At 67.7% G+C, this 20184-nt stretch carries 20 protein-coding genes and 1 other RNA gene; 14 read left to right on the top strand and 7 right to left on the bottom strand.

What is annotated here, in order from left to right; translation table 11 throughout:
• The 4 genes from xth to ACXRVZ_RS10895 all read right to left on the bottom strand — a co-directional run bounded on the left by xth (position 1) and on the right by ACXRVZ_RS10895 (position 3956).
• Positions 1 to 771: an exodeoxyribonuclease III gene (gene xth / locus ACXRVZ_RS10910; RefSeq protein WP_457419346.1), complete on the bottom strand. Its 771-nt coding sequence runs from the start codon at positions 769 to 771 to the stop codon at positions 1 to 3.
• 64 nt (positions 772 to 835) lie between these two features.
• Positions 836 to 1249, bottom strand: coding sequence for a hypothetical protein (locus ACXRVZ_RS10905; RefSeq protein WP_458232417.1), 414 nt, complete (start codon positions 1247 to 1249; stop codon positions 836 to 838).
• A gap of 70 nt (positions 1250 to 1319) precedes the next feature.
• Positions 1320 to 2528, bottom strand: coding sequence for a hypothetical protein (locus tag ACXRVZ_RS10900; RefSeq protein ID WP_458232416.1), 1209 nt, complete (start codon positions 2526 to 2528; stop codon positions 1320 to 1322).
• A gap of 126 nt (positions 2529 to 2654) precedes the next feature.
• Complete coding sequence (locus tag ACXRVZ_RS10895) at positions 2655 to 3956, bottom strand: MFS transporter (protein ID WP_458232415.1); 1302 nt, start codon at positions 3954 to 3956, stop codon at positions 2655 to 2657.
• 167 nt (positions 3957 to 4123) lie between these two features.
• Between ACXRVZ_RS10895 and ACXRVZ_RS10890 the strand changes: the two genes are divergently transcribed.
• Positions 4124 to 4723, top strand: coding sequence for a YdeI/OmpD-associated family protein (locus tag ACXRVZ_RS10890; RefSeq protein WP_457419338.1), 600 nt, complete (start codon positions 4124 to 4126; stop codon positions 4721 to 4723).
• Between the two features lie 64 nt (positions 4724 to 4787).
• On the opposite strand, the gene ACXRVZ_RS10885 is transcribed toward ACXRVZ_RS10890, so the two are convergent.
• Positions 4788 to 5474, bottom strand: a complete 687-nt coding sequence (locus ACXRVZ_RS10885; protein ID WP_457419336.1) for a hypothetical protein — start codon at positions 5472 to 5474, stop codon at positions 4788 to 4790.
• A 156-nt stretch (positions 5475 to 5630) separates the two neighbouring features.
• Between ACXRVZ_RS10885 and ACXRVZ_RS10880 the strand changes: the two genes are divergently transcribed.
• The 6 genes from ACXRVZ_RS10880 to ACXRVZ_RS10855 all read left to right on the top strand — a co-directional run bounded on the left by ACXRVZ_RS10880 (position 5631) and on the right by ACXRVZ_RS10855 (position 10778).
• The gene (locus ACXRVZ_RS10880) at positions 5631 to 6548 is read left to right on the top strand and encodes a LysR substrate-binding domain-containing protein (RefSeq protein ID WP_458232420.1); all 918 of its coding nucleotides are present in this window, start codon (positions 5631 to 5633) and stop codon (positions 6546 to 6548) included.
• Positions 6549 to 6655: 107 nt separating this feature from the next.
• A complete protein-coding gene (locus ACXRVZ_RS10875; protein ID WP_457419334.1) occupies positions 6656 to 7546 on the top strand; it encodes an amino acid ABC transporter substrate-binding protein in 891 nt (296 codons plus the stop codon).
• Positions 7547 to 7626: 80 nt separating this feature from the next.
• A complete protein-coding gene (locus ACXRVZ_RS10870; protein WP_457419332.1) occupies positions 7627 to 8370 on the top strand; it encodes an amino acid ABC transporter permease in 744 nt (247 codons plus the stop codon).
• On the top strand, positions 8370 to 9035 hold the full coding sequence (locus ACXRVZ_RS10865) for an amino acid ABC transporter permease (protein WP_457419330.1): 666 nt from the start codon (positions 8370 to 8372) through the stop codon (positions 9033 to 9035). The genes ACXRVZ_RS10870 and ACXRVZ_RS10865 overlap by 1 nt, the downstream gene beginning before the upstream one ends.
• A 17-nt stretch (positions 9036 to 9052) precedes the next feature.
• The gene (locus ACXRVZ_RS10860; RefSeq protein ID WP_457419328.1) at positions 9053 to 9787 is read left to right on the top strand and encodes an amino acid ABC transporter ATP-binding protein; all 735 of its coding nucleotides are present in this window, start codon (positions 9053 to 9055) and stop codon (positions 9785 to 9787) included.
• 13 nt (positions 9788 to 9800) lie between these two features.
• Positions 9801 to 10778: a catalase gene (locus ACXRVZ_RS10855; protein WP_458232414.1), complete on the top strand. Its 978-nt coding sequence runs from the start codon at positions 9801 to 9803 to the stop codon at positions 10776 to 10778.
• On the opposite strand, the gene ACXRVZ_RS10850 is transcribed toward ACXRVZ_RS10855, so the two are convergent.
• On the bottom strand, positions 10779 to 11648 hold the full coding sequence (locus ACXRVZ_RS10850; RefSeq protein WP_457419324.1) for a DUF4394 domain-containing protein: 870 nt from the start codon (positions 11646 to 11648) through the stop codon (positions 10779 to 10781).
• A gap of 100 nt (positions 11649 to 11748) precedes the next feature.
• Here ACXRVZ_RS10850 and pyrC point away from each other — a divergent pair, with 100 nt between their 5' ends.
• The 4 genes from pyrC (at position 11749) to ACXRVZ_RS10830 (ending at position 16108) form a co-directional block, all read left to right on the top strand.
• Complete coding sequence (gene pyrC, locus ACXRVZ_RS10845) at positions 11749 to 12780, top strand: dihydroorotase (protein WP_457419322.1); 1032 nt, start codon at positions 11749 to 11751, stop codon at positions 12778 to 12780.
• The gene (locus ACXRVZ_RS10840; protein WP_457419319.1) at positions 12780 to 13613 is read left to right on the top strand and encodes an NYN domain-containing protein; all 834 of its coding nucleotides are present in this window, start codon (positions 12780 to 12782) and stop codon (positions 13611 to 13613) included. Before pyrC ends, ACXRVZ_RS10840 begins: the two co-directional genes overlap by 1 nt.
• 261 nt (positions 13614 to 13874) lie before the next feature.
• Positions 13875 to 15116: a S1 family peptidase gene (locus ACXRVZ_RS10835; protein ID WP_457419317.1), complete on the top strand. Its 1242-nt coding sequence runs from the start codon at positions 13875 to 13877 to the stop codon at positions 15114 to 15116.
• Complete coding sequence (locus ACXRVZ_RS10830; RefSeq protein WP_457419315.1) at positions 15089 to 16108, top strand: FHA domain-containing protein; 1020 nt, start codon at positions 15089 to 15091, stop codon at positions 16106 to 16108. Before ACXRVZ_RS10835 ends, ACXRVZ_RS10830 begins: the two co-directional genes overlap by 28 nt.
• 92 nt (positions 16109 to 16200) lie before the next feature.
• Here ACXRVZ_RS10830 and cysK read toward each other — a convergent pair whose 3' ends face one another.
• Complete coding sequence (gene cysK, locus ACXRVZ_RS10825) at positions 16201 to 17115, bottom strand: cysteine synthase A (protein WP_458232413.1); 915 nt, start codon at positions 17113 to 17115, stop codon at positions 16201 to 16203.
• A 64-nt stretch (positions 17116 to 17179) separates the two neighbouring features.
• Here cysK and ACXRVZ_RS10820 point away from each other — a divergent pair, with 64 nt between their 5' ends.
• The 3 genes from ACXRVZ_RS10820 (at position 17180) to ACXRVZ_RS10810 (ending at position 20120) form a co-directional block, all read left to right on the top strand.
• A complete protein-coding gene (locus ACXRVZ_RS10820) occupies positions 17180 to 17737 on the top strand; it encodes a hypothetical protein (RefSeq protein ID WP_457419311.1) in 558 nt (185 codons plus the stop codon).
• Between the two features lie 16 nt (positions 17738 to 17753).
• An RNA gene (gene rnpB, locus ACXRVZ_RS10815) (RNase P RNA component class A) lies at positions 17754 to 18204 on the top strand.
• A 332-nt stretch (positions 18205 to 18536) separates the two neighbouring features.
• Positions 18537 to 20120, top strand: coding sequence for a methyl-accepting chemotaxis protein (locus ACXRVZ_RS10810; RefSeq protein WP_458232412.1), 1584 nt, complete (start codon positions 18537 to 18539; stop codon positions 20118 to 20120).
• Positions 20121 to 20184 lie beyond the last annotated feature (64 nt).

The following is a 20184-nucleotide window of genomic DNA, read 5'->3' as shown; positions in this document are numbered from 1 at the left end:
TCAGTCCAGCTCGATCCACACTGGCGCATGGTCGCTGGACTTTTCCCAGCCGCGCACATCAAGGTCAACGCCCGCTGCACGCAGCCGCGGCGCCAGCGACGGGTTCAGCAGCAGGTGATCAATGCGCAAGCCGGCGTGGCGTTGAAAGGCGTTCCTGAAGTAGTCGAAGTAGGTGTAGATCGTGGCGTCGGGATGGAGCGCCCGGATCGCATCGGTCCAGCCCTGTGAGACCAGCCGCTCGAACGCCTCGCGCGTCTCCGTGCGGAAGAGCGCGTCATCGACCCAGCGTTCGGGCTTGTACACGTCGCGCGCTGTGGGGATGACGTTGTAGTCCCCGGCCAGCACCACCGGCATGTCGCCTTCAATCAGCTTCGCGGCGTGCAGGATGAATTGCTCCATCCAGCGCAGCTTGTAGTCGTACTTCGGGCCAGGGGCCGGGTTGCCGTTCGGCAGATAAAGGCACACCACCTTGAGGCTGCCCACATCGACCTCGAGGTAGCGGCTCTGGGTGTCGTCAGGGTCTTCCGGCAGTCCTCTCTGGACCTCGATGGGCGCCTGTCCGCGCACGAGGACGGCCACACCATTCCAGCTCTTCTGGCCGTGCCAGACCGCCTCGTAGCCGAGCGCCTTCAACTCCTCCCTTGGAAAGCGCTCCTGCGGCGACTTCAACTCCTGCAGGCAGGCGACGTCGGGCTGGGTCTTCTCAAGCCAGCGCAGCAGCACGGGAAGGCGGGCGTTCAGACCGTTGATGTTGTAGGTGGCGATGCGCATGAATGACGCTCAGGAAAGTTCGGGCGACGTGCCCGGCCGTTGCTTTGCAAACCCGACCAGGAATCTAGCGCAGGCCGGAGCGGACGGCGCGCGCCGGCTTCTCGTACCAGCCGTCGTGGGCAAGGTAGGCGATTCTGTCTGCCGGTTCGCCGATGGCGATGCGCCAGGCCCAGCGTGCCGGGCTGGCGTCGAAGGAAAATCTTGCAGCGCTCAGCGGTACATCCGGGTGTCGGGCCTGCACTTCGTCGACGAGCCGCCGAGGCGGCCCGCTGAAGTACTGCGCGGGTGGCCACGCTGCCGTGTCACCAGCCCCGGCTCCAAAGGCGCTGACCTGCGCCACGCGCCCGCCGAGATCGACGCGCGCGTAGCCGCAGGCACTGTCCCCTTGCAGCAGGGGCACCAGCCAGAACGCCGGCATGCCGTCGTCGTCGCCCGCCAGCAGTGGCGTGCCGATTTCTGCATCTCGCAAGGCCGCCATGCGCGGGTCGCTGGCGACGGGTTCGGCACCTACAGCGCGGGCGACGGCCTGGCGAAGTTGCTCTGGATCCTCAGGCGCAATCGATGTTTGCGTAGACATAGTTGGTGTGAGTCACGGCGTCCCAATCCTCCCAGGTGATCGCGCCACCGAGGGCGTAGTCGGCGTTCCATGGCCACGGGTCGTAGATGTAGAGCTTCTTGTCGGTGGTGCTGCCGCCGAAGGACCAGCGCGCATGCGAGTAGCCGGCGCAGGCACGCGCATGGCCGGAGATGCCGCTCTTGAAGGGCCGGTGCAGGTTGATCTGGTCGCGCGCCTTCTCCCAGGTGGCGTCTTCGTCGAAGCTGGAATCCAGGTGGTTGCAGGTCAGCGACTTGTAGCCGGCACTGACGTCGCGCGGGCAGCCGTCGCCGGCGCTGTAGCCCAGGGCCGGGGCGATCTGGTCCTGCGTGTAGTAGTAGCGGTAGAAGCACAGGATCATCTGGCAGGTGGCGACAGAACAGTAGTCGTTGACCTGCTGGCCGTGCAGCGCGAAACAGTGGYGCGAGCGCGCGTGGGTGTGGCCGTAGTGGTTGCAGAACTCCAGCAGGTGGGTGACGTTCTGCGCCACCGTCCCGCCGAGCTTGCCCACCACCGGCGTGAGCACACGGGCCGCCGTGATCTCCTTGCGCAGCGCGGGCTTGATGCTGACGCGCTCGGCCTCGATCTTCTTGAAGCGGGCGACGCGCTGCTTGCGCTCGGGGTCGGGAATGGCGTCGTAGACCGACCAGGCATAGAAGCCCTCGCGGCTGTCGTCCTTGCGCTCGGGCACGCGGGCGAAGGAGGCGACGTCGTAGATGGCCCGGGCGGGTCCCTGCGGTCCGTCTATCTCGAACATCACGCCGAGCTTGGGGTAGCTGTAGCAGACGAGCTTGGGCTCGGCGATCTTGGCGCCCTTGAACTCGCGCTTGACCAGCGGCGTGAGCTTCTTCACTGCCGCGTCGAAGTTCCACGCCCGCTCGCCGATCTCGGAGGAGACGACGCCCGTGCCCAGCACCTGGCTGGCCGCAACGCGCACGTTGCCGAAGACCTGGCCGGTCTTGCCGACCTCGAAGTCGTAGAACAGCGGCTGGCCGTTGATGTCGTAGATGACGAGCGGGGTCTTGCGGACGGTGCCGGCCACCCAGTCGCGCAGCACCGGGATGCCCGCCGTGGCGTTCTTGAGCACGCCGACGAGGGCGTGCTCGACGAGCTCCTCGCGGGCGATCATGAGCTGGGCTTCCGGGTAGCGACTTGTGGCCATCGATGTCTCCAAGTGCCCGAAGCGGGCGTTTGTGTCTGGGGACAGTAGGCCGCGACATGCTGGATTCATACCCCCACGTCTGCGAGTCCTCGTGCAGAAGGAGGACGGCTCGCGGTGAGGATTCCCCTAGGCCACTTGGGGCTGCAGGCTGTCTCGCTGCGCCAGCGCCGGGAACAGCCGCCACCACAGCGCGACGATGGCCAGCACGCCGACGCCGCCCAGCAGCACCGAGCCCACCGGGCCGATCAGCGCGGCCGTGGCGCCGGATTCGAACTCGCCGAGCTGGTTGCTGGCGCCGATGAAGACCGAGTTCACGGCGCCGACGCGGCCGCGCATGTCGTCCGGGGTTTCCAACTGCACCAGCGATTGGCGGATAACCACGCTGACCATGTCGGCCGCGCCGCTGACGGCCAGCACGACGAAGGCGACGAGGAAGGTCGTCGTCAGCGCGAAGGCGATCATCGAGAAGCCGAACACCGCCACGGCGCCCAGCAGCCAGTGGCCGGCGCGGCGGGCGATGGGATTGCGGGCCAGCCACAGGCCCACGACAACAGCGCCCAGCGCGGGCGCCGAGCGCAGCAGCCCCAGGCCCTCGGGACCGGTGTGCAGGATGTCCCGCGCAAAGATGGGCAGCAGCGCCGTCGCGCCACCCAGCAGCACGGCGAACAGGTCCAGCGAGATCGCGCCCAGCACGACGGGCCGCTGCCAGATGAAGCGGATGCCGGCCGTCAGTTGCGCAAAGCCAGGTGCGTTGCGGCGGGCCGGCGCGGGCCGGTGGCGGATGGTCAGCACGGCGGCCACGGCGGCGGCCAGCAGCAGCAGCGACACGCCGTAGACGATGGCCGCGCCCCAGTGCGCGGCGGCGCTGGCCGACGTGCTGTGCGCGATGCGGCCGGCCGCCCAGGGCCCGAGGGCATAGAGGGCGCCGCCCAGGGCCGGGCCGGCAATGATGGCGGCCTGCATGGTCGAGCTGGCGGCGGCAACGGCGCGCGGCAGCAGGGCCGGCGCCACCAGCGAGGGCATCAGCGCCTGCTGGGCGGGCATCTGCAACGCGCGCGCGCAGCCCAGCAGCACGGACAGCATCAGGATGAGGTTCGGCCCTACCCAGCCGCCCGCGCTGGCAAACGCCAGGCTCGCGGCCGTGAGCAGTTGCAGGCTGAGGCTGGCGGCCAGCAGCAGGCGGCGGTCGCGCTGGTCCACCAAGTGGCCCGCCGGCAGCGTCAGCAGCAGCGCGGGCAGGAACTGCGCGAGGCCCACCAGCCCCAGGTCCCAGGCGCTGGCGGTCAGGTCGTACATCTGCCAGCCCAGCGCCACCATCAGCATCTGGTTGGCCGCGCCGCCTGTCACCCGGGCACCGAGCAGGCGCACGTAGTCGCGCTGGTTGCGCAGGCGGGCGGGCGTGCCGGGTATGGCGTCTGAAATATTCATCCGGGGGCTAACCAAGGCTAGGACTCGCCTTTGGGTGCAGATGGCGCATCGAGGCCCGACGAGTGGCTGGAAAGAGGTCGAGGCGGATTATCCCGACCCGTTCCCGATGCTGAGCTCCGGGCGCTGAGTAGACTGGCGCCGCCCTCAGTGCGGATGGAAGGAAGCCCGTGGCCCCGACAGTGATCAACCCGGACAGCGTGCGCGAGTTTCGTGATGAGCAGGCCTTCTATGACTGGCTCGCGGCTCATCACGATCAGCGGGCCGAGGTGTGGGTCAAGATCCACAAGGTCGGCTCGGGGCTGGCCTCGATCACGGCCAAGCAGGGCATCGACGTGGTGCTGTGCTGGGGCTGGATCGACGGCATCCGCAAGGGGCTGGACGAGACCAGCTTCCTGCAGCGCTACACGCCCCGCCGCAGCCGCAGCATCTGGAGCCAGATCAACATCGCCAATGTCGAAAGGCTGATCAAGGCAGGCCGCATGACGCCTCACGGGCTGCGGGAAGTCGAGGCCGCCAAGGCCGACGGGCGGTGGGCGCGCGCCTATGCCAGCGGTCAGGCCATGAAGATTCCCGACGACCTGCAGGCCGCCATCGACGCCGAGCCCAAGGCGCGCAAGATGCTCGCCGGTCTCAGTGAGCAGAACCGCATCGCGCTGGCCTTCCGCGTCCACAACCTGAAGACGGAAGCCGGTCGCAAACGCAAGATCGAAACCTTCGTCGAGATGCTCAAGCGCGGCGAGACCATCTATCCGCAGAAGAAGAAATAGTGCGCCGCCAATGAAAAACGACCGCCGTGGCGGTCGTTCTGGCGAGGCAAGGGGCCTGCTTGGTTCAGCGAGCCGCGCGCTTGCGGGCCCAGCCCAGGGCACCCAGGGCGCTGAAGGCGAGCACGAGGCTGGCGGGTTCCGGCAGGCGGCCGGGGGGCGTGGTCGTGCCGGACTGAACGAAGCTGAAATCGTCCAGCATCAGTGATTGATCGGTGGCCGACACGTCCATGGAGCGCGCGATGCCGTCGAAGGTGAGTGTCAACAGATCCCAGTTGCAGAAGCGGGCGCCACGGACGGTGGTGCAGTTCGCCTCCGTCAGACCTAGGCCTTGCAGTAGCGTGCTGTTTCCGGTGCCGTTCTCGCCTTCGTACAGCCTGATCTTGACGCCGGCGCCCTCGAGTGCCGAGTAAAACATCGACGTGCCCGAAATGAAGCCCGGCGCGAAGTTGAGACGGAAGCTGCCGCCGCCGTTCAATGCCAGTGCAACGCAGCCGCCATCGTGAGGGACGAACTTCGCGACACCGTCACTGCCACACACAGGATCAGAACCAGGGTACGGCGAATGGACCTGAGCCCAGGCGGCGCCGGAGAACACGATGCCATCCTTGATGTATTGATCCGTCAGTTTGAGGAGGCCGTCGTTATCTTCGGTAGCCTTGAAGTCTTCAAAGGTCAGCGGAACCACGCCGGCGACGGCCGGCTGCAGTGCTGCCGTCAAGGCCAGGGCCAAAAGTTTGCTCGTTGCGCGCATGGCGTTCTCCGTCCGTGGATTTCGAGTTGGGTTTGTGATCTGGACTTTAAACAAGCCCTTCCTTCCTGCGCGGCGCGGCGCCCCTTCAGTTAAGGGGGCAAAGGCCTTCGGGGACCTGGCTTAGGGGGGGCTATCGCCGTGGCTACACTGCCCTGGGTGGAAACCAAATGGCTTGAAGACTTCGTCAGCCTGGCTGAGACGCGCAGCTTCTCCCGCTCGGCCCAGCTGCGTCATGTGACTCAGCCGGCGTTCTCGCGCCGCATCCAGGCGCTGGAGGCCTGGGCTGGCGTGGATCTGGTGGATCGCTCGTCCTACCCGACCCGACTGACGGCCGCCGGCGCGACGCTGCTGGCTCAGGCCGTGGATCTGCTGGGCAATCTGCAGGCGACGCGCAACATGCTGCGCAGCCATCAGGCGGCCGACCAGGACATGATTGAGTTCGCCGTGCCGCATTCGCTGGCTTTCAGCTTCTTCCCGCACTGGCTGATGAGCCTGCGCCGCGGCTTCGGGGCGATCAAGTGCCGGCTGAATGCGGCCAATGTGCATGACGCGATGCTGCAGCTCAGCGAAGGCAACTGCGACCTGCTGCTGGTCTACCACCACGCCAGCCAGCCTCTGCAGCTCGACCCGGAGCGCTACCAGATGGTCTCGCTGGGTCACGAGACCCTGTCGCCCTACGCCCGGGCAGACGCCCAGGGCGAGCCGATGTTCCGGCTGCCGGGACGGCCGGGGCAGAAGATCCCCTTCCTGAGCTATGCGGCCGGCGCCTATCTGGGCCGCATCGTCGAACTCATCGTCAAGCAGGCCGACTGCGCGCTCAACCTGGACGCGATCTACGAGACTGACATGGCCGAGGGCCTGAAGGCCATGGCGGTCGAAGGGCATGGCCTGGCTTTCCTGCCGGCCAGTTCGGTGCAGAAGGAGCTGGCTGGCGGTCGGCTGGTGCCGGCGGCGGCGCCGGGGACGTTCAGCGTCAGCATGGAACTGCGCATCTACCGCGAGCGGCCCGAGGCGTCGCGCCGCCAGAAGCCTGCGGCGCAGGCGCTGTGGGACTATCTTGCGTCGGCGGCATGAGGTCATTGCAGCTGTGCATGGATCGTGAAAACCCGTATTCGGGCTGAGTGCACGGCGTGGTCTGCTCAGGGCTGCTATCGATTTCACTACCTGTTGTTGGAGTCTCCATGAAGAAAGTTTTGCTCGTCGCAGCCCTGCTGGCCGGTGTTTCCGCCGCGCATGCCGAAGACACGCTGAAGAAGCTGAAGGACAGTGGCGTCATCACCATGGGTGTTCGCGAGTCCTCGGGTCTTTCGTACACCATCGGTGACGGCAAGTACGTCGGCTATCACATCGACGTCTGCACCAAGGTCGTCGCCGACCTGGAAAAGCTGCTCGGCCGCAAGCTCGAAACCAAGTACCAGCCGGTCACGTCGGCCAATCGCATCCCGCTGACGGTCAACGGCACCATCGACCTGGAGTGCGGCTCGACGACGAACAACGTCGGACGCCAGAAGGACGTTGCCTTCGCCGTGACGACCTATGTCGAGGAAGTGCGCATCGCCGTGAAGGCCAACTCGGGCATCACCGCGATCAATCAGCTCAACGGCAAGACGGTGGCCACGACCACCGGCACCACCTCGGTGCAGACGCTGCGCAAACACGAGCGCGCCACCGGCGTGGACTTCAAGGAAGTGTTCGGCAAGGACCACGCCGACAGCTTCCTGCTGCTGGACTCCGGCCGCGCCGATGCCTTCGTCATGGACGGCTCCATCCTGGCCAAGAACATCGCCACGTCCAAGAACCCGGCGGACTTCAAGATCGTCGGCGAGGTGCTGAATGTCGAGCCCATCGCCATCATGATGCGCAAGGACGACCCGGCGTTCAAGAAGGCCGTGGACGACAGCATCAAGGCGCAGATCAAGTCGGGCGAACTGGCCAAGACCTACGACAAATGGTTCCTGCAGCCCATCCCGCCGACCAACACCAAGATCGGCCTGCCGCTGTCCCCGGCGACCAAGGACGCCTGGGCCAACCCCAACGACAAGCCGATGGAAGACTACGCCGCGAAGAAGTGATGCGCGCGTTGCTCTGAACCACCGCAAAGCGGGTGCCTGGCACCCGCTTTGCTTTAGACGACAGGCTTGAGGGAGTCGCCATGAGTTGGGACTGGCAGTTCTACTGCAATGACACCGCCACCGGGGAGGCCATCGCCGGCTGCTTCGGCCCCGGCGGCAAGGAGCAGACCTATCTGCAATGGATGCTGGGCGCCTGGGGCTGGACGCTGAGCGTCTCGCTGCTGGCGCTGCTGCTGGCGCTGGTCGTGGGTTCGCTGATCGGCATCATCCGGACGGCGCCCAACAAATGGCTGGTGCGCTTCGGCGAGGCGTGGACGGAGTTGTTCCGCAACATCCCGCTGCTGGTGCAGGTCTTCCTCTGGTACCACGTGCTGCCCGCGCTGTTCCCGACCTTGCGTGAGGCGGTGCCGCCGTCGGTGCTGATCGTCTTTGCCTTGGGCTTCTTCACGAGCGCCCGGATCGGCGAGCAGGTGAAGGCCGGCATCAAGACCCTGCCCACCGGCCAGCGGTACGCCGGCCAGGCCGTGGGCATGACGCTGCCCCAGACCTATCGCTACGTGCTGTTGCCGATGGCGTTTCGCATCGTCATCCCGCCGTTGACGAGCGAGAGCATGAACATCGTCAAGAACTCGGCCGTGGCCTTTGCGGTCAGCATCCCGGAGCTGGCGCAGTTCGCGCAGCAGGCCTCGGAGGAAACGTCTCACTTCGAGGAGATCTTCATCCCCGTCACGGCGCTGTACTTCATCTCGGCGTTTGCGATAAACCGCATCGCCAAGTTCATCGAGGCGCGTGTGCGCATCCCTGGCCAGGCAGGAGCCAAGTGATGCTCAATCTCGACTATTCCTTCCTGAACTGGGCGGTCATCCAGAGCTTTGTCGCCAAGGGCTTCTGGTTCTCCATTCAGCTGACGCTGGTGTCCATGATCGGCGGCATCATCCTCGGCACGCTGCTGGCGATGATGCGGCTGTCCAGCCACAAGTGGCTGTCGGTGCCGGCGGCCTTCTATGTCGACACGCTGCGCTCCATCCCGCTGGTGATGGTGATCCTGTGGTTCTTCCTGCTGATCCCCAAGCTGCTCGGGCCGCTGGGCGGGCAGATGTCGGCCTTCATCACCTTCACGCTGTTCGAGGCGACCTACTTCTCCGAGATCATGCGGGCCGGCATCCAGTCGGTGTCCAAGGGCCAGGTCAACGCCGGCTATGCCGTCGGCATGACCTACAGCCAGACGATGAAGCTGGTCGTGCTGCCCCAGGCCTTCCGCAACATGCTTCCGGTGCTGCTGACCCAGACCATCATCCTGTTCCAGGACACTTCCCTGGTCTACGCGGTCGGCGAGTACGACCTGCTCAAGGGCTTCGAGGTCGCGGGCAAGAACTTCAACCGCCCGGTCGAAACCTATCTCGTCGCTGCCGTCGTCTATTTCGTCATCTGCTTCGGCCTGTCGCAACTGGTGCGCAGGCTGCAGAAGAAGATCGCCATCATTCGTTGAATTGAGTTGAGTCCGCCATGATCGACATCAAGAACATCTCCAAGTGGTACGGCGCCTTCCAGGTGCTGACCGACTGCACCACGTCCATCAAGAAGGGTGAGGTCGTCGTCGTCTGCGGGCCGTCGGGCTCCGGCAAGTCGACGCTGATCAAGACGGTCAACGCGCTGGAGCCCTTCCAGAAGGGCGACATCGTCGTCGACGGCATCTCCATCGCCGACCCCAAGACCAACCTGCCCAAGCTGCGCTCGCGCGTGGGCATGGTGTTCCAGCACTTCGAGCTCTTTCCCCACCTGTCGGTGACCGAGAACCTGACCATCGCCCAGATCAAGGTGCTGGGCCGCTCGGCGGAAGACGCCAAGACGCGTGGCCTGAAGATGCTGGACCGCGTGGGCCTGACGGTCCACAAGGACAAGTTCCCCGGTCAGCTGTCGGGCGGCCAGCAACAGCGCGTGGCCATCGCGCGGGCGCTGTCGATGGACCCCATCGTCATGCTGTTCGACGAGCCCACCTCGGCGCTGGACCCCGAGATGGTGGGCGAGGTGCTGGACGTGATGGTGCAGCTGGCCCATGAGGGCATGACCATGATGTGCGTGACGCACGAGATGGGCTTTGCCAAGCGGGTCAGCCACCGCGTCATCTTCATGGACGCGGGCAAGATCATCGAGGACTGCAGCAGCAGCGACTTCTTCAACAAGCCCGAGGAGCGCTCGCCGCGCGCCAAGGACTTCCTGGCCAAGATCCTTCAGCACTGATCAGGAGCGCGCCATGAGCAGCGTCGGCACGGGATGGAAGGAAGTCATTTCAGCCGACGAGGCGGCCCGTCATGCTGAAGCCGCGCGGGCCATGGCCGACATGCAGAAGCGCAAGGACGAGCACTTCGGCGCCGGCCGCGCGCTGCACCGCAAGGCGGTGGCCGCCGTGCGCGGCCGGCTGCGCGTGCTGGACGGCCTGCCCGCGCATGCCCGCCACGGTCTCTTCGCCACGCCGGGCGAGCATGAAGTTTGGGTGCGCCTGTCCAACGGCGCGATGGACAAGCAAAGCAACCGTCGGCCCGACATCCGCGGCTTTGCGATGCGTGTCTTCGGTGTCGATGGCGAGTCGGCCCTTGGTGGCCGCACCGACCATCAGGACCTGTCGCTGATCAACCAGACGGCCTTTGCCTTCCCCGACAGCCGCCACTTCTTCGGCCTCGTGCTGGCCGCCGGCAACGGTCCTGCGGCGGTGCTGGCCTGGGTGTTCAAGACCTTCGGCCTGGTCGGTGGGTTCAAGCAGCTCAAACGCCTGGCCGCGACGGCCGGCAAGCCCTTCAGCGGTTTTGCCACCGAGGCTTTTGCCAGCACCTTGCCCATCAGCTGCGGCCCTGCTGCCGTCAAGCTGCGGTTGTTGCCGCCGTCGGCGCTGAAGCCGCGTGCCGACGTCAACGGCGACTGGGCTGGCGACCTCGCCGCACATGCCGCCGCCGGGCCGCTGAGGTACCGGCTGCAGCTGCAGTTCTTTGTCGACGAGGCGCGCACGCCCGTCGAGGACGCCAGCGTCGAATGGACCGAGTCCGTCGCGCCGTTCGTCGACGTGGCCGAGCTGACGCTGGCGGCACCGTCGGCCGACGCGGACTTCGCCGCCCACGTCGAGGCTGGTGTCTTCGACCCCTGGCAGTCGCTCGCCGCGCACCGGCCTCTGGGTGAGGTCATGCGCGCCCGCAAGGTGGCTTACTTCGCCAGCCAGCAGGCGCGCGGCGCCGCCTGATCAGGGCTCGATGGCTGCGCCCACAACGGGCCCGGCCGCGATGCTGCCGATGCGCGTCGCCTTGCCGGTGGCCAGATCAACGCGATACCAGACCGACTTGCCGCCGGTGGTGATGGCCGAGTAGGCCGCGTTGGACAGGTCCGAGATGTCCAGCGTCGCCTTGTCGAACGAGCCCACGCCCAGGGAGCCCACCGTCCACAGCCGGCCGGTGTTGGGCGACACGGGCGGCTGCACGCCTTCCTTGCTGCCCTGATGCACCAGCACGCCCTGGCGTCCGTCCAGCGCGTAGTTGGTGGTGATCTTGTCGTTGTCCTTGTTGTAGGTGTAGCCGGCCGCGACGATGCTGACCGCCTTGCCGGCGTTCACGTCGCTCGCGTCGAACACCAGCCGGCCGTCCAGCTGCAGGCCGGGCGTGTTGGGGTCGGCGTCGACGACGGCACCCGTGTCGGGATGCAGGCGCATGTTGAACCCGCTGTCGCTGACGACGCGGATGCGGTCCACCGTCGGGTTGAAGTCGAAACCCCACTCGGTCGCGCCCACGGGCAGGCCCACGGGCGTGCCGACGGCGCTGGCTGCACCGGTCTTGGTGTCGATGCGGTAGAGCTGGCCGCTGGCGCCCAGGCCGAAGAGCTGGCCCTTGGCGACGCGGTAGTCGATGCCCAGCAAGGTGTCGCCGGCGGCCAGGCCGGTCAGCGCCTTGGTGGACAGCGTCTTCTGCGGCTGGCCGGCGTTGAACTGGACCAACTGGTTGGTCGTCGTGACCGCGTAGATCGTCTCCTTGGCCAGCGGGCCGAGAGGCTCCATGGGTTCGGTGGCGCAGGCGGCGAGCAGCGCGGTGGCGGTGACGAGCACGAGGGCAGGGCGGGTCATGACATCTCCGGGGGGGTGGGGCGGTGGGTTTATACGCGCCGACCCCGGCGCGTGGATGCATGCCCCTGCTCAGCCATGGGGCGAACGACAATCGCGCCCCATGACCGACATCCTCACCCTCACCCGGCCGGACGACTGGCATCTGCACCTGCGCGACGAAGCGGCGCTGGCCAGCGTGCTGCCCTACACGGCACGCCAGTTCGCACGGGCCATCGTCATGCCCAATCTGCGCCCGCCGGTCACGACCGCCGCGCAGGCCGTGGCCTACCGCGAGCGCATCCTGGCAGCCGTGCCCGAAGGCCTGGACTTCCAGCCGCTGATGACGCTCTACCTGACCGACAACACGCCGGTCGACGAGATCAAGCGCGCCCGGGATGCCGGCGTGGTCGCCCTCAAGCTCTATCCCGCGGGCGCGACGACCAACAGCGATGCCGGCGTCACCGACATCCGCAAGACCTATGCCACGCTGGAAGCCATGCAGCGCGAGGGCCTGCTGCTGCTGGTGCATGGCGAGGTGACCGACGGCGACATCGACGTCTTCGACCGCGAGGCCGTGTTTGTCGAGCGTGTCATGCAACCGCTGCGCGCGGCCATGCCGGAGCTCAAGGTCGTCTTCGAGCACATCACGACCAAGGAAGCGGCTCAGTACGTGACTGCCGCCGACCGCTTCACCGCCGCCACCATCACGCCGCAGCATCTGCTCTACAACCGCAACGCCATCTTCACCGGTGGCCTGCGCCCGCATTACTACTGCCTGCCCGTGCTCAAGCGCGAGGAGCATCGCCAGGCCCTGCTGAAGGCTGTTGCCTCGGGCCTGCCGAAGTTCTTCCTCGGCACCGACAGCGCGCCGCACGCGGCCCAGCTGAAGGAGAACTCGGTCTGCGGCGCCGGCTGCTTCACGGCCATCTCGGCGCTGGAGCTGTATGCCGAGGCCTTCGAGGGCATCGGCGCGCTGGATAAGCTCGATGCCTTCGCCGGCCACCACGGTCCCGATTTCTACGGCCTGCCGCGCAACACCGGCACCGTCACGCTCAAGCGCGAGCCCTGGACGCTGCCCAGCGCCGTGCCCTTTGGCGAGGCGCAACTCAAGCCGCTGCGCGGCGGCGAACAACTGAACTGGAAACTGATCTGATGAAGAAAGTTGCCTTCCTCGTCGACTTCGACAACGTCGCCACCGACGTCATCGAACAGGCACTACAGATGGCCTTCAAGGACTACGAAGCCGTCCATATCCGCCGCGCCTATTGCAATGCCGAGCAGGCGCAGAACCACCAGGGCTTCCTGAAGCGCCTGGGCCTGCGCGCCATCGTCAACCTGGCCATCGGCAAGAACTCGACCGACATCGCCATGGCCGTCGACGCGATGGACCTGGCCATCACCGAGAAGCCCGACGTCATCGTGCTGGTGTCGTCGGACAGCGACTTCGCGCCGCTGGTGCTGAGGCTGCGCGAGAAGGGCGCCTGGCTGCGCGGCTTCGGCCAGCAGGGCAAGACGGGCGACGGCGTCATCCAGATCTACGACCAGTTCAACGAACTGGCCCATGACAGCGGCAAGCCTTCGCCCAGGCGGGAGCCGGCCAGGAAGGCTGCCGCGCCCAGGCCCGCCGCCAAGAAGGCGGCGCCGCCCAAGGCTGCGGCCCCGGCGCCAGCGCCCAAGCCGACGCCGGCCCCCGCTCCGGCGTCGGTACAGAAGCCGGCCCCGGCGCCCGCGCCCAAGCCGGCCGTCGCTGCCGCACCGGTCGACGCCAAGGTCGCCGCCGCCAGGGAGGTCAACGCCATCCTGGCCCTGCTGCCCAAGCTGGCCGACGGCCAGTGGCACGACCTCGGCGCCGCCGCCAAGGCGCTGAAGGAGGCCGGCCTGCTGCCCAAGACGGCGCCGTCGACCAAGCTGTTCCGCAAGCACCCGCAAGCCTTCCAGCTGCAGCCCGAGAAGACGCCCAACCAGGTGCGTTTCGGGCACGGATGAGCGCAGCCGGCTGCGGGCCGGCGAATGCGTCACGCGCGTTCCGGGGGCTGACGACCGGGCCCGGCGCGCAAAGCGGCTAGCATCGGCGCCCACCCCGGGAGGTGTCGTTTGTTGATGAAGTTCTGTTTGAAGCCGTTATTGGGCCTCGCCCTCGCGGGCCTGGCCTGCGTGGTCGGCGCGCAGTCGCTACCACTCCGGCCTGGGCTTCCGGCCTCGGCGCCCGCGAGCGCCGCACAGGCGCAGCCGGCCCCGCCGGCGACCGTGTCCGCCAGCGCGCGGCGCTTGTACGAGCGCAGCAAGGGCCAACTGCTGCAGATCCGCACGCTGATCAAGACCCAGGACAGCCAGGCCTCGGTCGGCTCGGGCTTTCTCGTCAGCGACGACGGCCATGTCGTCACCAACTACCACGTCATCAGCCAGTTCGCGCTGGAGCCTGACAGCTACCGGCTGCGCTACGCGACGACCGATGGCCAGAGCGGCGCACTGGAGCTGCTGGACTTCGACGCCCGCCGCGACCTGGCCCTGCTGCGCGCGGTGGACGACGGCAAGGGCGCTGGCCTGAAGGGCCGCGGCGCGCTGGCCTTCCGGCCGCAGAGCCAACCGCTGGCCAAGGGCGAGCGCATCTACTCCATGGGCAACCCGCACGACGTCGCCTTCGCCGTCGTCGAGGGCAACTACAACGGCCTGGTGGAGCGCAGCTTCGACCCGCTCATCTATTACGCCGGCGGCATCAACCCCGGCATGAGCGGCGGACCGGTGCTGGACGAAGAAGGCCTGGTCGTCGGCGTCAACGTGTCGACGATGCTGTTCGCGCAGCAGGTCAGCTTCCTCGTGCCCGGCCAGTTCGCTGAAGCCATCGTCAAGCGCAGCCTGGCCGCCAAGCCCATACGCACGGCGGCCTGGAGCCGGCTGCGCGACCAGCTCACGCGCTACCAGGACGAACTGGTCACGCGCTTCCTGGCCCTGCCCTGGGAGAGCGCCAACCACGACCGCTACCGCCTGCCGGTGCCCAAGCAGGACTTCATGCGCTGCTGGGGCAGCAGCACGCCGGCCGACACCAAGGGCCTGGAGTTCGAGCGCTCGCAATGCCGCATGGACCATGCCCTGTTCGTCGGTGGCAACCTGCAGACCGGCTGGCTGGACATGTCCCACGAAGCCTATGACGGCGCCAAGCTGGGCGCGCTGCGCTTTGCACGCCAGTACTCCAAGAGCTTCCGCAACGAACGCCTGGGCGGCTCGGACAAGTCCCGCACCGCAGCCCACTGCAAGGAGCAGTTCGTCGATCGCGACGGCCTGCCGCTGCGCGCCGTCGTCTGCCTGCGCGCCTACCGCAAGCTCGACGGCCTGCATGACCTCAGCGTCCTCGTGACGACGGTGGATGCTGCCGAGCAGGGTGCGCTCGGTCGCTTCGACGCCCGTGGCGTCAGCTTTGACAACGCGCTCAAGCTCGCGGCGCATTACCTGGAGGGCTTCGCGTGGACGAACAGCTCGAAGGCCAAGTGATGCCCGCCGCCACGCCAGCCGCCGCCGTCGTCGAACTGCTGGGCCGCGACGGCCGTGTCGCCCTCGTGCAGCGCGTGACGCAGTGGCCGGTGCGCATCGGCCGCTCGCCGGCCTGCGACATCGTGCTGGACGACGCCCATGTTGCTGCCGAGCATGCCGAGTTGCACGTCGGCGACCAGGGCCGCGTCGTGCTCAGGCTGCTGGACACGCGCAACGGCGGCTCGGTCGCCGGCCGGCGCCTGGGCGCGGGCGAAGAGGCCGCGCTGCCCGCCGGCGGCGCCTTCCAGCTCGCCGGCAGCTCGCTGCGCCTGCGCACCAGCGCCGACGAGCTTGCGCCCGAGCAGACCCTCGTCGTGCACCCGGTGCGCCACTGGGCGCTGCTGCCGGCCTTGATCCTCGCCATGTTGTTCTTCCAGTGGGTGGACCGCTGGAGCGAGTCCGACCCCGACACGCGCTGGGTCGACTACGCCGCGACGCTGCTTGGGCCGCTGGCCTTCTTGCTCGGCTGGGCCGGGCTGTGGTCGCTGGCCAGCCAGATCTTCCAGCACCGCTTCCCGTTCACGACGCATCTGCGCCGGGCCCTGCTCGTCATCGTCAGCTTGCAGGTGCTGGAGTGGCTGTTGCCCGCCGTGGCTTATTCGCTGTCGCTGCCGAGGTTGATGGTGCTGGATGGCCTGGCGGTGCCGCTGGCCGGCGCGGCGCTGATCGCCTGGCATGCCCGCCTAGTCTGGCCGGGCGCACGGCGCACGCTGAACATCGGCATCGCCGCCCTGCTGCTGCTGGGCCTGGGCCTGCAGATCGGCGGCCGCCAGGAGCAGCAATACGTCTTCGGCCCGCCTTACCTGGCCAGCTTGCCGCCCCCGGCGCTGCGCCTGGCCTCGCCCAAGCCGCCGGAAGACCTCATCGAGGCGCTGAAGCCGCTGAAGGCCGAGCTGGCCAAGCAGGCACGCAAGGACAACGAGGGTGTCGACGCGGAAGACGCTGGCGAATAGTTGAATTTCCGAGTGGCCGCCGCGGAACTGGCTTTGCCAGGCCGCCAGCGGCGCCCCCTTGAGGGGGCCGGCGAAGCCGGTACGGGGTGGGCTCAGGTTGGCAGGAAGCCGTCCACCGACAGGTAGCGCTCGCCCGTGTCGTAGTTGAAGCCCAGCACCCGCGCGCCGGGTGCGAGCTCGGGCAGCTTCTGCGCAATGGCGGCCAGTGTGGCGCCGCTGGAGATACCGACGAGCAGACCTTCCTCGCGGGCGCTGCGGCGGGCGTATTCACGCGCCGCCTCGGCCTCGACGAGGATGACGCCGTCCAGCGCCGCCGTGTCCAGCACCGCCGGGATGAAGCCCGCGCCTATGCCCTGGATGGGGTGCGGGCTGGGCTGGCCGCCGCTGATGACGGGCGAGGCGCTGGGCTCGACAGCGTAGACCTTGAGATCGGGCCAGGCCGCCTTCAACACCTGGGCGCAGCCGGTGATGTGGCCGCCGGTGCCGACACCAGTGATCAGCGCTTCCAGGCCATCGGGGAAGTCGCGCAGGATTTCCTGCGCCGTCGTCTTCGCGTGCACGGCCGGGTTGGCGCCGTTCTCGAACTGCTGCGGCATCCACGAGCCCGGGTGCTGCTCCAGCAGTTCGCGGGCGCGGGCAATGGCGCCCTTCATGCCCTTCTCGCGCGGCGTCACGTCAAAGCTCGCGCCATAGGCCAGCATCAGCCGGCGGCGCTCCACGCTCATGCTGTCGGGCATGACGAGGATGAGCTTGTAGCCCTTGACCGCCGCCACCATGGCCAGGCCGACGCCGGTGTTGCCGGAGGTTGGCTCGATGATGGTGCCACCGGGCTTGAGCAGGCCCTGCGCCTCGGCGTCCTCGATCATGGCCAGCGCGATGCGGTCCTTGATCGAGCCGCCCGGGTTGCTGCGCTCGGACTTGACCCAGACCTCCGCACCGGCAAACAGGCGCTGCAGGCGGATGTGGGGCGTGTTGCCGATGGTGTCGAGGATGCTGGTGGCTTTCATGGGTGGGCTCCTTGGGCGTGGTGCGGATGCTAGCCGCCGGGCCGCCTATGCTGGGCGGATGGGGATGATTTCAAAACGAGGATGGGCCGCGTTGCTGCTGACGGTGCCGGGCGTCGCGCTGGCGAGCCTGCAGGTGGCGCCGGAGCAGGCGGATGCCGTCGCGCTGAATGCTTGGTTGTCGGCCGCGGCGGACCAGGGCGGCCGCCGCTGCACCGAGGCGCGCGTGCTGCCGCCATTGCCGGCGCGGCTGCGCGCGCACGTGACGCTGACCGGCTGGCAATGCGAGCTGCAGTCGCAGTCGCGCGGCCACGTGCGGCGCTACGCCCAAGTGCAAGTGCAGCTGACGGGCGCTCGTTACGCGCGGTGGCCGACGCAGCGCGTGGAATGGCAGACAGGCATCGATCTGGATGATGACTCGCCCAACCCCAGCACCGGCCTGCGTGTGTGGGTGGCTGCCACGCAGGCGCAGCTGCTTGCGGCCTGGCAGGCGGATGGCGCCGGCGAGCAGACACGTGACGGCAGCTGGCAGCGCTACAGCAACGGCGGCGCGACGCTGACCACGTTGCGCTGCGGCCCGCGAGGCGCGGCACCTTGCGAGATCGGCAACTTCCTGGTGCCGTGAGGGACAATGCGCTGGTGAAGCAAGCCAGACCGCCGCTGGGGCGACCATGGAAACATGGCCCTGGAGGAAGGTCCGGACTGCATAGAGCGGCGTAGCAGCTAACGGCTGCCCGGCGAAAGCCGAGGATCAGAGCAACAGAGACGAGTCGGTCGTCCGGACCTGCGAAGGGGCGAAAGCCACTTCGCAAAGGTTCCTTCTTGTGGAGAGCTTGCTCTTGGCAGGAGGCGCGGGGCGGGCAGGGCGTAAGCCCTGCGGGATCGGAGACGCAGTCACCGAGACCGGGTGCAACGGGCAATCTCTACGCGCAGCAACACCAAGTAGGCCAGCGTTGATGCGGCTCGCAGAGCTGGCGGGTAGGTGGCACCGAGCCGGGGCGTGAGTCCCGGCCCAGAGGAATGGCGGTCACATCATCTCAACCGCAAGGTTAGGGTGGTGCACAGAATCCGGCCTATCGGCTTGCTTCACTCTTTCTTCATTTCATCCAGGCGAATGCGCTGGATTTCACGTTGATGTGACGTTAGGGCATGGCGCGATGCCGCCATTGCGCCGACAGTCGAGTTGACCGGGCGAAGACCCGGCAGCTGAGCCCGGCACCAACGGCGGTGCCCCGGAGGCGACGCGTGGGCTCCCGCGGCCGCATCCCTGCGGCGGCTCGCCCACCTTGTGGCCCTAAGTCACGCCCCCTGCTGCGGGTCTGCTTGAGATTCGCCGATGCGTCGCCGAAAGTGAATGAGCCATAGCGCCCCGAGTTGCGCGGCGTGATGTCGCGCTGCGTTTGGGCCAAGCAAGGGAAGTTGTCATGAATCTGAAGAATTTGCGCCTGCGGTCCAAGCTGATGCTTGGTTTTGCCTTGCTGGCGGCCGTCGTGCTGCTGGTGTCCGGGCTGGCGCTCAACTCGCTGAGCCGATCAAATGACCGCTTTGCCGATTACCTGACCAGCGTCGGCCAGCGCGAGCGCCTGGCGACCGACCTGCGCGGCTTTGCCACACGGCGTGCGATCGCGGCGCGCAACCTGGTGCTGGTCACCGAGGCGGCCGACCGGGACGTCGAGAAGGCGGCGGTCACGAAGGCCCACGAAGACACGCAGAAATCGTTGGGCACGCTCAGGGCCGCCATGGCGAAGGCCACGGACTTGGCCGAGCGAGACAAGGCCGTCTTCGCCGAGATCGAGCGCGTCGAGGCCCAGTACGGCCCGGTGGCGCTGGCCATCGTCGGCATGGCGCTGGACGGCAAGCGCGACGAGGCCATCGCCAAGATGAACAAGGAATGCCGGCCGCTGCTGGCCGCGCTGTTGAAGGCGACCAACGAATTCATCAACAACGAGGAAGAGCAAGGCCGTGAGCGCGTGCTGCTGGCGGAGCAGGGTTACAGCAGCGACCGCGTCGTGCTGCTGCTGGTCTGTGCCGTCGCGGTGGCCGCTGCGGTGCTGCTGGGCTGGACGCTGAGCAACGCCGTGACGCGGCCGCTGGCGCGCGCCGTGCACCTGGCCGAGGCGGTGGCCTCGGGTGACCTGAGCTCCAACATCGTCATCGACAGCACCGACGAGACCGGCCAGCTGCTGACGGCGCTCAAGCGCATGAACGACGGTCTCGTCGACATGGTGGGCCGCGTGCGCCAGTCGGCCGACAGCATCGCCACGGCCTCGCAGGAGATCGCCAGCGGCAACCACGACCTGTCCAGCCGCACCGAGCAGCAGGCCAGCTCGCTGCAGCAGACGGCGGCGTCCATGCAGCAGATGACGTCCATCGTGCAGCAAACGGCCGAGAGCTCGCGCCAGGCCAGCCAGCTCGCCAGTGCGGCGACCGAGGTGGCCGGGCGCGGCGGCGACGTGGTGCAGCGCGTCGTCACGACCATGGGCGAGATCAGCGACTCCAGCCGCAAGATCGCCGACATCATTGGCACCATCGACGGCATCGCCTTCCAGACCAATATCCTGGCGCTGAACGCGGCGGTGGAGGCGGCGCGCGCCGGCGAGCAGGGGCGCGGCTTCGCGGTCGTCGCCGGCGAGGTGCGCGCGCTGGCCCAGCGCAGCGCGCAGGCGGCGCGCGAGATCAAGAGCCTGATCGGCGCCAGCGTCGAGAAGGTGGCGGCGGGCAGCCAGCTCGTCGGTGAGGCCGGCACGACCATGGGCGACATCGTCAGCCAGGTCAGCCGCATGACCGACCTGATGGCCGAGATCAACGCCTCGGCCAACGAGCAGAGCAGCGGCATCGGCCAGGTCAACCAGTCGGTCGCGTCCATCGACCAGGGCACGCAGCAGAACGCCGCCCTCGTCGAACAGAGCGCGGCGGCGGCCGAGAGCCTGCAGCAGCAGGCAGCCGGCCTGCTGGACGTCATCGCGCAGTTCAAGACGGCCCAGCCGCGCAGGGGTTTCGTGGCCTGAGGCGCCGCGCCGGGAGACCGGTCGATACACTGGCGCGCTGCCGCAACCCGCGGCTCCCGCACGT

It is taken from the genome of Roseateles sp. P5_E8 (assembly GCF_054177665.1).
The sequence above is the reverse complement of the archived record's forward strand: the minus strand, read 5'-3'. Positions and strand labels throughout refer to the sequence as shown.